A 13,311-nucleotide genomic window follows, 5' to 3' on the forward strand; every position below is an offset into this window, starting at 1 on the left:
ACTCCTCAAGCAACGGATAAACATTCGCTGGAAGCTCAATAATTCGTTTCTGACCATTCTTGCAGTAGCTGTCTCCAGTTTTAAAGTCAGCAGCAGTGTGTTCAACGAACCACTTACCATCCCGATTAATTAAAGTTCGTCCTAGCTCCAATTCCCGAATCGTGCGTCCCCGGTCAGGGAAAAAACTTAGCACCAGAAAAATTAAAGCGACTTGATTACATTGAGCCACAGTGCGCTCCGAACGTTTTGTACCGCATTTAGTTCGGGGTGCACATTCTTCTAACAAACGCTGTACACAAGCTTTAAACGTCGGCCATGTTATCCATTTTTTCGACTCATCTGATTTGCGAGGCGTATTATTAACCCGCACCATAATATCACATTCCAATCGGCGCAATTCCTCAATAATTGGAATATCTCTGTATCCAACCCGCTTGTTTGAAACCTCGTCGCGAGATTTGCATTTAGATTCCTTATGATAGAGAAACTTAGCGATTGCCACACTAGCTTCCACAACTTTTAATTCAGTATTTGGGGATGCCTCGCGAGTCTCTCGTAACCATTGCAGGTGTTCGTCGAGCAAGTCCATTGTTTTATCGATAGTCGCTTCATCTCGCTGACCATCAGGCATTAAGCCACTACCAGAAACGAGCTGTTTAAGGTTTAACTCTTCCAGGAGTACGCCTTTGTAATAATGAAGCCAACCCAACAATCTTTTGGCTGAATTAACGTGACCTTTAGCGCTACCTTCACGTAGGGGTCCATCTTGGCGTTTGCGAGTGCCAATCACGCTGGTCTGAAACTTAAAAAAATCGTTAAGAGAGGCTTGTAATTCCCTGGGAATTTCCGGGTCTTTTAACCCATAAGAAAAGTTAGGAGAACTAGGCGTTAGCTTTTTATTAGTGACCCGAACATTATCGCCGACTCGACCTCTGCTGATCCGAATGGGGGGACAATATTGGTGAGCATCCGTTTTAGCAGAAACTTTCCACCAAGACTGCTGATGGCACCAATCCACCATTCTTTTTAGATGCAAGCGATAAGTACGAGAGCTACCAGGATTGCCCAAACTGGCAAAAACTTCTTGTTGGTACTCAAGAGCATGATTCAATTCATGAATAGGAACCTGTTTCATAAAATCTAAACCAGCGTTAACATCTGCTTGTGTGAGCTTTTTCCGATTCGGTAAGGGAAATCCCCATTTAGGTAAGGTAAAGCGAATTAAAGCAGTACGAGTCGAAGCAGTTACATCAGTTTCCTTATCCAAATGTTGCGATTTAAGAGCATCGGAATAAAGCTGATAAGCATCGGCGAGAGTTTGCGGGCGGTTGATTAAGAGATCCATTTTGTTTTCTCCGAGAGTGGTTATTTGTAACGTATTGGGATAAATCGTGTGGCATTCAATTTATCCGAACTTTCTCTAACTTTTGACTGACAAGAAAGCTGGAAAAGCTTTGAGGATATCAGGTTGAAGCTACAAGGCATTTGTCCTCCGTAATAAATATTTGTTAGCAATATTTATTACGGCTATTTAGGCTAACTTCCTAACTATTTGATAGAAATTTATTTAGCCCAAAAAGCAAAAAGGGCGGCTCAATACAGAGTCGCCCTTTTTGGGATTGGATATTTAATTAGTGCTGCTATAGAGCATAACCTTTAGCCGATTAAAGTGTCAAGGGCTTGTTTGCCCGGAGATTTTTCTATCATTAGGATGGAATGCCTCGCTAACTCTTCTGACTGTTCTTTGACTCCATATTTACCGCTACCCACTCAACTTGCTTTGTAGGAAGTAGTTATACAGCTCATAGATATGTAGCGACCTGCAAGTTTACTGGCAATTGTTTGGATTTCACTAACATTTTTAAGCGTGCATAACCTTAGTGGACAACCCCATTAAGCGGCCCGGTGGAGTTTGATCTACGATGTTTATATCAGTGCGAGCGCTCACACAATAATCTACCCATCTGCACCGGGTGCAATCCCAATGTACTAAGGGTGGCTTCTTCATCTCAAAGGGCATTTCACAGCAGGGACTCCTGTCCGTAAACATTGGGTGATAATCCAGCACCTCTAGCTTTAACTCTGGCGTGAATCGTTGCCAACTTATGTCCACTGGTCTGCCGCCATAAGTTGGTTGTTCTAGCATGGGATCATCATTAGCAAACCTTATTCCCTTTTGTGCCCACAGTTCATGAGGTTCAACAGAGGGTTGAAAGTCGAGATAGCGATCTCTAGCTAGACTTCGGTGCTCCGAAGTCTAGCTTCACCTGCTAGGAGGGTCGGAAGTCGAGACAGCGATCGCTATCTAATCCCGTGGAATACACGGCACACATTATCAAAGGATTGCGAAGATTGAGCTGGCTGCGATCGCGCTCTAGCAAATTCTCTAGAACTGGGCAGATTACTGCTTCTCCAGATCCTTGGCGGTGTCAAACCGTTTAATCAAATCTGTAATGATACGCGGGAGTCTTTAAGCCCAGCTCTGGCTCTGTGCTTGTGATATCTGAAGGCAAAAAGTTGGACTTCTGGGCAGTCCATGAGCGATCGCCTAAAGGTGACAAACGCGATCGCGCTTCAACATCTGAGCGATCGCGCCTCACTCCGCCCTAAGTGTCTCTTTCGATTCCTTTGGTGTTTTCTCAAAAACTTGGATGTTTGGCTCCAGTAGCACAAAGCCGTTTTCACTCGTTTGGCCCATCCTTCCAGCGATCGCCAGTCGGGATAGGTACATTTCTCGACCGGCGATCGCCCTAGTGTCCGATCCGTTTCTACATCGTCATACACTGATTGAGCGTCCGGTTCTCAACCGCTTCAATGAAAGGGTCATTTCCTTGAAGCTTTGCCTGCCAGCAGTTGGAGACAACGAAATAGAAAGCAGCTAGATGACCCCAGTAAGCTTTCTGATCTTCTGTCTGAGCATATTTCAGAAGGCTTTTACTAGGAAAGTACATCAGGTACTTGGCTATAGATGGTTCGAGACTGGATGAGAAAGGGTTCATCTTTAAGAAGTGGTTTAAAGTTCAGAGTCAAGCGTCTTGAAGTGCGAATTGAAGCGGCAGTCTCGGCGGCTATCTTGCCGTGCGATCGCTCCCTGTTGCGACAGTCATAGGGACAACAATTTTTAAACATCCAAACATTTAAATCTTTGGATGTTTAAATGCTTTTCGCTTTGAACTGCGATAGAATCTCTCCATCAGGACTCATTGCCGCATCCCATGATTGTGACAGTGGCTCTAAGCTTTTAAACATTCAAGCATTTAAGCATTTAGATGCTTTTCACTTTGAACTGCGATAGAATCTCTCCATCAGGACTCATTGCCGCATCCCATGATTGTGACAGTCGCTTCATTTAAAGGAGGGGTGGGGAAAACAACCACGGCTTTACATTTGGCTGCCTACCTCCAACAGCATGCTCCAACTCTTGTGGTAGATGGGGATCTTAACCGCAGTGCTACCGAGTGGGCTCGTCAAGAAAAATTGCCGTTTAAGGTAGTGGATGAAAAGCAGGCAATCCGCTTTGCCAAACAGTATGAACATATTGTGATTGATACACCCGCTCGACCTGCTCCAGAAGAACTTAAGACCTTGGCATCAGGCTGTGACCTACTGGTTTTGCCCACTTCGCCTGATGCGCTGGCTCTGAGTGCCATGCTGCAAATGGTGGCGGCGCTGCATGCCCTTACTTCCAACTACCGAATTTTGCTAACTCTGATTCCTCCTCATCCCAGCAAAGTTGGAGTAGAAACGAGAGCTACGATTGAAAAGGCCTCTTTACCTATCTTTAAAGCGGAAATTCGACGGCTAGCAGTTTTCCAGAGGGCTGCCTTAGAGGGGGTTCGTGTGTGTGATGTGAAAGACCCCTATGCTAAAAATGCTTGGCGCTGTTATACCGCGGTTGGGAAGGAGATACTGCCATGAGCCGTTTTGACGAGCTATTCAATGCCGCTAAAAAAGTACCTGCGCCTGAGGCCGAGCAGACCAAAAGTACCAAACTATCTAAAAGCAAAGACCCCAACTATATCCGTACAACTGTTTACCTTCCCAAGGAATTACATCGACAACTGAAGTCTGTAGCGGTGTCGGATGAGCAGGAGATGAGCCAGATTGTTGAAGAATCCCTTGTCCAGTATCTAAAATCCCGCTCGACTCATCTAGATGTTTAAATTCTTGTGCGATCTCGCCACTACGTCCTGATAGCGGCGATCGTAGCTACCAGCGCCTATTTTTCTGCCTCATCTCCCCGAAACAGCTATTAAGCCAATTGGTATATTAATGTTCTACTAGCTGGATTTCGGACTTTTCCTGGTGAGTCAGTAGTAGTGAGAGCGCTACAGATAGGCTATAGACAAATTTGGGGAAGCAAGCACGGAACAAACATATCTCCTTTGAAGGCAGATAGCTCAGTTCTGAGCGGTCATTAAACTTCTGGCACGAATCAGGTAGAAAATGGCTTTCATTAGATCAGAGTGAGGAATCACCCATGACCTACGAACACCTCAAAGACCTAAAGCATAGTGCCTTCAAGCGACGAAGTGGCATTAATGAATCCAGCAATGATTGACCCACTAGCTCTCCCCTCACTACCACTGCTTGAACATCGTCATCTACCCAAGTATCCAGCTATTTACTTTGCTCTGAAAGGCAATAAAGTTCTATCGCTCTTGTGTCACTTTCGGGAAATTCGACGAGTTTATGTTGTATCAGCCCACGAAAAATCAAGGTTTCATCCCAGTTTGACAGAAAAGCGCTACATTGGCAGAGCTAACAATCTCTATCGCCGCTGGCTAGCTCATCATCGTTGGAATCAATTTCAGAGTCTAATAATTACTGAAAACATTCAGATAGCATGGCTGGAGTGCGATGACACCAACTTACTACCGGAGATTGAGAAGGCGTTGATTAAGTATTTTTAGCCACGCATTAACGGCGCTAAAAATCGCCTCATGCGTCGAAATCCCAATGCCTCATATGTTTGTACATACATAACCCATGAAATGGAAAAAGAGTTGGAAGAATGGGCAAATGAGGAAGAACGCTCTATGTGTTGGCTTGTTGCCAAATTGATTGAGGAAGCGCTTCTTAGGCGTCGGTAACAGAAGCGCCAACAATCGTCGAGACAAAGTGAGAAGTAGCGATGCCTGTGACCCGAACTACGCACTCCTGACCCCAACCTAGGCAGAACGTAAGCAGGTTTTCAAAAGAACTGTCCAGCACAAATTAGATGTAGTTTAGTAAAAAACTGGATATAAATGTTAAGAAGCAGACGCACTCAGATTAAAAATTCTGCTAAACAACTCCAACAAGAAAGCGAGTTGCAATCCCCGGCTTTATTAGAACTAGCTAGAATTCTTTATGCTCGTTTAAACGAGCAAGGATTTGAATTTCCCAATGAAATCAAAAAAAGCTATCCAGAATTAGAAAAGTTTTTAACCACTAAGCTAGCAACATTCGCCGCCGAAGCCTTGCTGGAGCAGATTAATTTTAAAGACCTACCTGTAGAGGATATAACTGCTCTACTAGGAATTGAAAAAAAACCGATACCCGTAACAGAACCCAAGCTGTCAACCTTAGAAGAGATTCCTTCCTCATCTCCCTTCAGAGTAGGAGTAGAATCTTGCTACCGAACTGATAAATGGAAAAATAGCCCTGACAACTGGGGAGTTTTTGAATCTCCTTGCAAAAATAAACCTAGCAATAGTGTAGAAGTTTATATATCAGGGGGAAATGATGGCGAAATATTAGCGCTTGAAGCCGCCTTGCAAATCATCGATCTAATTGGCATAGATGCAGCAAAACTTCAGTTAGTTTTTGCTTCGCATCTACTTAATCAGCCTAACCCTTGTCTTGCTAAGTTTTCTTTGAAAGGAACCGAAGTCATCAAACAAATAGGCTGGGATAAAAAACATCGGTTAACCATTTCTGAAAAGCTAGCTCAACTTGCCAGCATTTCCTTCCATTTAGGAAGAATGCTGATGAGCTGTACGTGGGTTGAAGGAAAGCCCAAAGGCAATAAAGTTAATGCCAGTGTTAGCGTCTCTCCTCTGTGGGTTGTTAAGACAGATGTGATAGGGCAAAAGAACTTACTTACAGGGAAAGTAGAGCAGCCTGATGAGGTTTATATCACTGTAAGCCCTGGCCCTTGGGTTGATAGCTGGTTAAATCGGGTTGGAGCAAGAGCTGGTACGGCGTTATGTCAGTTTGGTTGGCTAGCTACGAAAATCTTGAAAATTGACCCCTACCACGATGAACTTGCTCTCAAGCTGGCAATTCACCTGACCATGTTAAGCCGGATCAAGGCTAGGGATATAAAACCCTACGGACATAAAGTAGGTGAGCTTTTAGAGGCGGTAGAACTGGAAGCCCAAATTAACACAGCTCGTTCTGATAGGGATAAAGCCCGTGACTTAAAAAATTGCTGGAATAATGCCCTGAGCCTGCTGATGAGTCTGGGTTGGCAAATCATTTTTGACGATGCCACCTACCCGGACTGGATAAGACCCAATAGCAAAGCTGAAAAACCCTCTGGCTGGAAAGACAAGAAAATCATTGATTGGCTGTGGGAAGCCAAACTGACGATTATACCACCAGAGCCAATTCCAGCCCTGCTAGCCACCAAAACGGAGCCTAAGCAACTAAAGCCAGCCCCCAAGCTCGAAAAGCTATCACCTCTCACACCATCTCAAGTGCGGCAAGTGCGGCAGGCCAAAGGATGGAGCCAAGCTAAACTAGCGGGATTTCTGGGAGTGTCGCAATCGCTAGTGACCAAGATTGAACGCGGCGAGCGTCCGATAAATCCAGAACTAGAGACTAAACTGCGAAAACTATTGGACATTCTCCAAGGCTAGACAACGTTCCAGAGCCTAAAACCAGCCCTTTTGTGGGCTGGTTTTTTTACTAGAGGTTAATACGAATTTGTACTATAAAAAATTACCCTAGAAAATAGGCTTCAAGCCTTTACAACATAAGGCTTTCAGCTTTAGTACAAAAATGCCCCATCGTCCCACCAAAACGCCCCATCGTCCCACCAAAACGCCCCATCGTCCCACAAGGCTTTTTTGGAACCATTGCCCTATAAAGCTTTCAGCGTTTTAGTACATCCCGATCAGTTTGAGAAGTTTGATGGGCGTACAGCCCTCCTTGAATCCGGGCTGGCATAATTAGGAAAAGAAAAAACAGCGCCGCGTCGCGAAAAAAACCACCGCTGATGGCAAGGCACAAAAACCACCAAAAATCAGCCGATGGCAAGGCTAAACAGCAGCAGATGACGACTTGGGGAAACCCAAGAAGCCAGCTAACCCTTGACGCAAAACTTAGCCCATTGCCAGTCAATGTGCTGGAAGACGCCTTAACCCAAAAGCATTAGGCGATCGCCTAGTTGCCCTAAAGTAAAAACACACCTATTTAGAGGATTGTTTATGAGGTTGCGAAAAAAGCAGCCATAGTCAAAACCCTAAAACAACAACACCCCCACTCAAACGAGTAGGGGTATCGTGCAGACCTGTTGGTCTGTGGTCATCTTAATAAACGGAGCAAAGTCGCTCAGACAGTCCAATTAGGGAACGCTCTTTATCTTGGCGGATACTCGTTCTCTATCGCACTGGCTGGAACGCGGTTTTAGTGGTCTTCGATGCCTTGTAGCTATAAATTGGCATTCGTAGCTACAAATTGGCTTTGGGTAATTACCATCTAGCTTATCTCGAAATCCAAAGCCAGCGCAACACGCACGCGCCACCACAAACCGCACGACTTTGGCTCCTACAAACCCCACTATGTAAGGAGTTTAGCTCGTGCCACTACAAATATTGGAGTTATTAAAGCGCGTGTGCCGCTGTCAACCTCACTTAGAGGTGGCAGCATGAGTCAATTCAAACTCTTTAAGCGCGGTAGCTGCCCCATCTGTAACGGTCTTCGGAAAGACTGTCGCGAGAACGCTCACACCCAGATCGTCCACTGTCGAGCTGATGTTGTTTCAGCGCCAGGGTATCGCTTCATCAAGCAAGACACCTGGGGCTTCAATATGTGGGCTGTTGACCGGGGACAAGATTCTTGGAACGAGCAAGAGTGGGAAACCCACCGTCGTCAGCTAGCAGCCGGACGAGAGCGACGACTGCAAGAAGAAGCCAAACACTTTGCTTCTCTGCTTAATGTTGAAGAGCGCGATCGCCAAATCCGCAAGCTTCACCAACAGCTAGGGCTTTCTACAAAACATCGGCAGAAATTACGCGACCGAGGGTTAACAAATGCCCAAATTGACGCAGGATTGTTCTTCAGCATTGCACCTTGGCAAGAAATCAGCGGCATCAATGCGAGACTCGCCGGGGTGGATTTGTGGGGTAAAAAGCTGCTAATTCCTGCTTCTGGCATTGGATGTCCGGTAAGGGATGAATTAGGGCGTTTAATCGGCTTCCAGACCCGCTTTGATGATGCCACTGATAGCAAGTACAAGTGGCCCACCAGCCGCACAGCCAAGCGTCCAAACGGTGCCACTTCTCACCTGCCAAACGGAGAGTTACCCATCAGCTGTTGCCGTCCCGCCACGACGGGCGAGATGGGCAGAAGTTACCTCACCACCTCATCCCCCTGCTCAACTCAAAGCATCGGGTTAGCAGAAGGCTTCCTCAAATCTTACATTGCCGCCCAAAAGCTCAATTGTGTGGTTTTGGGTGCCGCTGGGGGGAACTTTACCGCCAGCCGTCAACAGCTAAAAGAAATTCTTGAGAAACTAAGAGCTGAACTCAGCACTCACACAGTTAACTTGTACCCAGATGCGGGAGCCGTTGCCAATCCCGCTGTGATGCGGCAATATCAGCTGACGATTGAGTTAGTGCAATCTTTGGGTTATGAAGTACAGGTAGCTTGGTGGGGTCAGCTGACCAAAGAATCGCCTGACATTGACGAGCTAGAAGACCTGGAAGCGATCGCTATCATTACCCCAGAGGAATTTTTAGCTAAAAGCCAATGCCAGAGACAATCCAGCATCAATCTTCCATTGGAAAATGCTCTAGAGAGCGAACCCGACCCTGAAGAATACGCCGCCTATGTGCAGCGGGAAGCGGCAGAGGAAGCCCTAGAAGCCGCACAAGCAGCCCAACGGGAACAGCTTCAGAAGGAGCAGTACGAGCAGCGCCTAGCAGCCGTACAAGCCCAACTGAGCGCTCTATCTTATCCACCGACACTTTCCCTCAACCAGCGTTACTTAGGGAAAGACATTTGGGACAAGTTACCCAACCTCAAAGGTTCTATCTGTGGCATCAAGAGTCCCAAAAACACTGGGAAAACTTGGGCATTAATCGCGCTTGTAGAAGCCGCCAAGAGAAGAGAACAGAAAGTCTTGCTGATTTACCATCGGCGGATTTTAGGACGTGAAGGTTGCCTGAAAGTCGGTGCGGACTACATTGACGACATCGGTGTAACTGGCAATTATGCGCTGTCTATTGAACTCTTGGGGCATAATCCCACCTTGGGGCTTTGCTTTGACTCCCTGTGGAAATTAGATCCCTCTGACTGGGAAGGAGCAATTCTAATTCTCGATGAAGTCGAGCAGTCCTTAAACCATCTGATGATGTCTACTACCTGTGAAGAGAAGCGGGGACTACTTCAACTGAAGTTTGCCAAAATCATCGAAACCGTACTGTCCACCGGAGGACAAATCATCGCCTTAGATGCCGATTTAACCGATTTGTCGCTCAACTACATCAAAGCCTTTGCTCCGGATACTACACCAGTACATTTAGTTTTAAATACTGTACTCGCTCCATCTTGGAAGGTGCAATTCTCTACGAATGCCATGAAATCAGGCATCGAAGCCACAATCATTCACTCTGTGTCCGCAGGTAAGAAAATTGCTGTGGCGGTGGATTCCCAAAAAGAAGCCGAAGCATTAGAGCGCGACATTCTCAATTCTTACCCTAATGTGAAAGTGCTGCGGATTGACCGCAAGACATCAGAACAGGAATTAATCAAGGATTTTGTCAAGCGCCCTAACGAGGGCTTGCAGGCGCTTGAGCCACAGGTCTTAATCTACACTCCCACAATGGGAACTGGTGTCAGCATCGACATTCCCTATTTTGATGTAGTGGTGGGAATGTTCTTCGGACGCATTACTGACCCCGAAGCACGGCAGATGCTGGGACGAGTGCGAGCGCCAGTCCAGCGGCTGGTATGGTGTAAGAAGTTTGCCTCTGACTCTGGCGTAAGTACATCGCCACTTCCCGATGTAGTTAAGCGTACCTGCCACCAGTTCCACAAAAGCACCTCCCGGATAGTCAATTTGGCAGCTGCACTAATTGAAGCTGAGGTTGACGCTGTTGAATTGTTTGAAACAGCGGCGGCACTCCTTAAAGGGAATAACTTTAATTGTCCTCATTTTGATATGTGGGCATCTTTGCAAGCGCGGCGTAATGGGTCTTTGACGAATCTTCAAGAGAGGTTAATCGCCGGGCTAAAAGCCGAAGGGCATGATGTTGAAGTGGTTAATATCGGTCAATCAAAGGAAACAGCTCATACCATCAAAGGTATTAAGGAGGAATTAGAGTGGGAAGAGGCGACAGCACTCGCCACTGCCAAGGACATTCCCTTAGAGGAAGCCAAGCGAATTCTTAAGACTGACCGCTCTACTGAGGAGCAACGCTTTCAGGCTCGTAAAGCTGTCTTGAAAGACAGATTACCAGGAATTGAGCTGACACCGGAGTTTGTTTACAAAGCAGCAATCGCCGAACATGGTCAATGGTTGCGTCAAATCAAGCTCTACTGGAGTTGTCTCAATCCCGATAAAGTGGCTTTGTTGGACAAAAAGACTTGGTTTTATCATTTAGCGAAGATTCTACCCTTCCTGCCAGACATCCGTACTTACAGCTTTCAAGTGAAGGTATTGCGAGATTTGAGACTGTTGGAGTTAATCGAGAGTGGGGAGGTGTTGTCAAATTCTCATCCCCAGGTGCAACAGAGCGCACAAAGGGCATTTAAAGACAGACGCCGAATCAAAACTGCCCTCAACCTGACAATCAAGCTGAGAAAGCCGGGAGACGCTAAGAGCAAAGGGCAGACCCCTATGCAAATTGTCAGCCGCTTGCTGGAAAGGCTTGGGGTGGAACTTGAGCAACTGGGGTACGACCACAAGCAGGAAGAATGGCTTTATGGGATTAACGAGGAATTTTGGCACGACAGCGACCGCAATGGGGTGTTACGGGCGCTGGATGAGAAATACGCAGACTTAACGGCTCAAGTGCCTGCTGCGTCTAATCTTCGGGCGGAGGAGCCAAAACAGCGCGATCGCTCGGCGCTTTATATAAATAATATGGAACGAGGCGATCTACCACAAAGCTATATAGAGCAGGCAGTCCAGACCTCAGACAATGCAGTTTTTGTTTCGATGAGAGCGGTTGAGGAATTTGGCCAATTTGAGCCAGAAGACGGATATCACATCTCGATTAAAACCTGTGTTCAATTGCTTCAGGATGCTGTTGAGAAAGGCATTGATGCCATCAAATCCCTACTTAAGCCCTGGCGCTCAGAGAGACGGTGGGGAGCTGTGCTATTGCTGGAAAGGCTTTCAGAGGAAGCTTTTAGGCGGTTAGAGCAGATGTCTCCGGATTTCTATAACTGGCTCGATGAGTCCTTTTTGCCCCTAGAAGGGGTGGGATAGCGATCTACGGAACGGAGTAACCCACTCCAATAATAGACATCTTGCATGAATCAATCTTCATCCCCACATTTGATAGGGCTTTCCGAGTAACCATCTGTGTAAATCTCGTGTACCCTACGGGAAGGCTTACGTCTACATCTGTGTAATAACCTTGGTGTTTTTTTGGGCGCTCGATTGGACTTTCAGTTACATCGACGACCACGACGCTCCAAGTGTAAGCATTTTGGTACAGTTGCTTTTTACCAGGCAGTCGGAACTTGCCAGATTGCATTAATAAGGTTTCAACCTTCTTTCCTCAAGCGACATACCGCAGATTCTCTGATTTCCCAACTGGTTGCAATGTGAAATTGAGTACGATACTCCCGCCAATACTCCATCCAACACTAGAAGTAATTGGTCTTCGACACTCAACTTTGCCTGCCCACCTCGTTTGCCGGTGCGGTCTAACTGAGGGTGCAACACTTCTACCATCTGCTCAAACGTTTCACGCTCTCACGCCACACCTGCGTTTGAAAGCACTAGGTTTAAGGAATTTGAGTTGCTCGTAGGTCATTGCTAATCCTCCTTAACCCACTTCTAACTGTCTTTTTCCTATTCACGCCAGAGGTCTATTGGCTTGAATGCACCGCCTGATGGACAATTGGGAGTAATATTTAGAAATGCTATTCTGATAAATCTATGCCTCGTCTCAAGCCAGAGGTGGCGGCAGAGCTGGTACTGACTTCCCCACTGCCACTCACTTCTCATCCAGCAGCGGTGTACCTTTCTCTTTTGGCACCCGGATCTCGACCGACGATGCGCCAGTCTTTGGATGCGATCGCGTCTCTGCTCACTCAGGGTCAGTGTGACGCGATGACGCTCAATTGGGCGGCGTTGCGGTATCAGCACACGGCAGCGGTGCAGGGAGCGTTACTGGCCTCGCGAAAGCCTGCGACGGCTATAAAAATGATGTGCGCCTTAAGGCGGGTACTCAAAGAAGCGCTGCGACTGGATTTGATGGATGCGACTGCTTATGCCAAGGCAATTGATTTACCTCAGATTCGGAGCAATCCGGAACTCAGGGGCCGTGCTTTAAGCGAGGATGAAATTGCGGCGTTATTTGAGGCGTGCCACAATGACTCGACGCCTGCGGGTGTTAGAGATGCGGCTTTGATCGCGATTCTTCGGGTGGGATTGCGTCGGGCTGAGGTGGTGAAATTAGAGTTGAAAGATTTTAAGGCGAGTACGGGAGAACTGAAAGTACGGGGCGGTAAAGGCGGGAAAAACCGCACGGTGTACCTTCCAAGCGATGCTATTGTACTGGTGGAAGATTGGTTGAAGGTGAGGGGACGATCTCCAGGTGCGTTGCTGTGTCCTACTTGGAAACAGGGTCGCATCCATATCAGGCCTCTAACGCCCCAAGCGGTGCTGATGATTCTTCGCAAACGGGCACTGGAAGCTGAGGTCGATCTGTTTTCTCCTCACGATTTTCGGCGGACGTTTTGCTCGGATTTACTGGATGCGGGGGTTGATATTGTGACGGTGGCTGCTTTGGCGGGACACTCTTCGCCTGAAGTGGTGGCTAAATATGACCGTCGGGGAGAGGAAACTAAACGAAAAGCTGTGGAGAAGTTATCAATTCCTAGCAAAGGGCGAACTACCAAATAGCGCAGTACTATGGCAGGCTC

Annotated in this window: 13 protein-coding genes; 9 read left to right on the forward strand and 4 right to left on the reverse strand. The window is 46.9% G+C overall.

What is annotated here, in order from left to right; genetic code table 11:
- A partial coding sequence (locus tag NDI42_RS16470) for a hypothetical protein (protein WP_190450750.1) occupies positions 1-1,345 on the reverse strand: 1,345 nt, incomplete at its 3' end.
- A gap of 1,306 nt (positions 1,346-2,651) precedes the next feature.
- On the opposite strand from NDI42_RS16470, the gene NDI42_RS16475 reads away from it, so the two are divergent.
- Positions 2,652-2,882 carry a hypothetical protein gene (locus NDI42_RS16475; protein ID WP_190450752.1) on the forward strand — a complete coding sequence of 77 codons (231 nt, stop codon included), beginning with the start codon at positions 2,652-2,654 and terminating at the stop codon, positions 2,880-2,882.
- Positions 2,883-2,937: 55 nt separating this feature from the next.
- Here NDI42_RS16475 and NDI42_RS16480 read toward each other — a convergent pair whose 3' ends face one another.
- On the reverse strand, positions 2,938-3,129 hold the full coding sequence (locus tag NDI42_RS16480; protein ID WP_190450753.1) for a hypothetical protein: 192 nt from the start codon (positions 3,127-3,129) through the stop codon (positions 2,938-2,940).
- 198 nt (positions 3,130-3,327) lie between these two features.
- Here NDI42_RS16480 and NDI42_RS16485 point away from each other — a divergent pair, with 198 nt between their 5' ends.
- The 7 genes from NDI42_RS16485 (at position 3,328) to NDI42_RS16515 (ending at position 11,644) form a co-directional block, all read left to right on the forward strand.
- The gene (locus tag NDI42_RS16485) at positions 3,328-3,918 is read left to right on the forward strand and encodes a ParA family protein (protein WP_190450755.1); all 591 of its coding nucleotides are present in this window, start codon (positions 3,328-3,330) and stop codon (positions 3,916-3,918) included.
- Positions 3,915-4,163, forward strand: coding sequence for a hypothetical protein (locus NDI42_RS16490; RefSeq protein ID WP_190450757.1), 249 nt, complete (start codon positions 3,915-3,917; stop codon positions 4,161-4,163). Before NDI42_RS16485 ends, NDI42_RS16490 begins: the two co-directional genes overlap by 4 nt.
- 351 nt (positions 4,164-4,514) lie before the next feature.
- Positions 4,515-4,913, forward strand: a complete 399-nt coding sequence (locus tag NDI42_RS16495) for a GIY-YIG nuclease family protein (protein ID WP_190450758.1) — start codon at positions 4,515-4,517, stop codon at positions 4,911-4,913.
- A gap of 81 nt (positions 4,914-4,994) precedes the next feature.
- A complete protein-coding gene (locus NDI42_RS16500) occupies positions 4,995-5,093 on the forward strand; it encodes a ribbon-helix-helix domain-containing protein (protein ID WP_277876781.1) in 99 nt (32 codons plus the stop codon).
- 156 nt (positions 5,094-5,249) lie between these two features.
- Positions 5,250-6,845, forward strand: coding sequence for a helix-turn-helix domain-containing protein (locus tag NDI42_RS16505; RefSeq protein WP_190450762.1), 1,596 nt, complete (start codon positions 5,250-5,252; stop codon positions 6,843-6,845).
- A gap of 359 nt (positions 6,846-7,204) precedes the next feature.
- Positions 7,205-7,363: a hypothetical protein gene (locus tag NDI42_RS16510; protein ID WP_190450763.1), complete on the forward strand. Its 159-nt coding sequence runs from the start codon at positions 7,205-7,207 to the stop codon at positions 7,361-7,363.
- Positions 7,364-7,855: 492 nt separating this feature from the next.
- Positions 7,856-11,644, forward strand: a complete 3,789-nt coding sequence (locus NDI42_RS16515) for a plasmid replication protein, CyRepA1 family (RefSeq protein ID WP_190450765.1) — start codon at positions 7,856-7,858, stop codon at positions 11,642-11,644.
- Between the two features lie 4 nt (positions 11,645-11,648).
- Here NDI42_RS16515 and NDI42_RS16520 read toward each other — a convergent pair whose 3' ends face one another.
- Positions 11,649-11,915, reverse strand: a complete 267-nt coding sequence (locus NDI42_RS16520) for a hypothetical protein (RefSeq protein ID WP_242017447.1) — start codon at positions 11,913-11,915, stop codon at positions 11,649-11,651.
- Between the two features lie 10 nt (positions 11,916-11,925).
- Entirely contained in the window at positions 11,926-12,021 is a 96-nt protein-coding gene (locus tag NDI42_RS16525; RefSeq protein ID WP_348231436.1) for a transposase family protein, read from the reverse strand.
- A gap of 301 nt (positions 12,022-12,322) precedes the next feature.
- Between NDI42_RS16525 and NDI42_RS16530 the strand changes: the two genes are divergently transcribed.
- Positions 12,323-13,291: a tyrosine-type recombinase/integrase gene (locus NDI42_RS16530; protein WP_190450767.1), complete on the forward strand. Its 969-nt coding sequence runs from the start codon at positions 12,323-12,325 to the stop codon at positions 13,289-13,291.
- Positions 13,292-13,311: the final 20 nt, after the last annotated feature.

It is taken from the genome of Funiculus sociatus GB2-C1 (assembly GCF_039962115.1).
GTDB lineage: Bacteria > Cyanobacteriota > Cyanobacteriia > Cyanobacteriales > FACHB-T130 > Funiculus > Funiculus sociatus.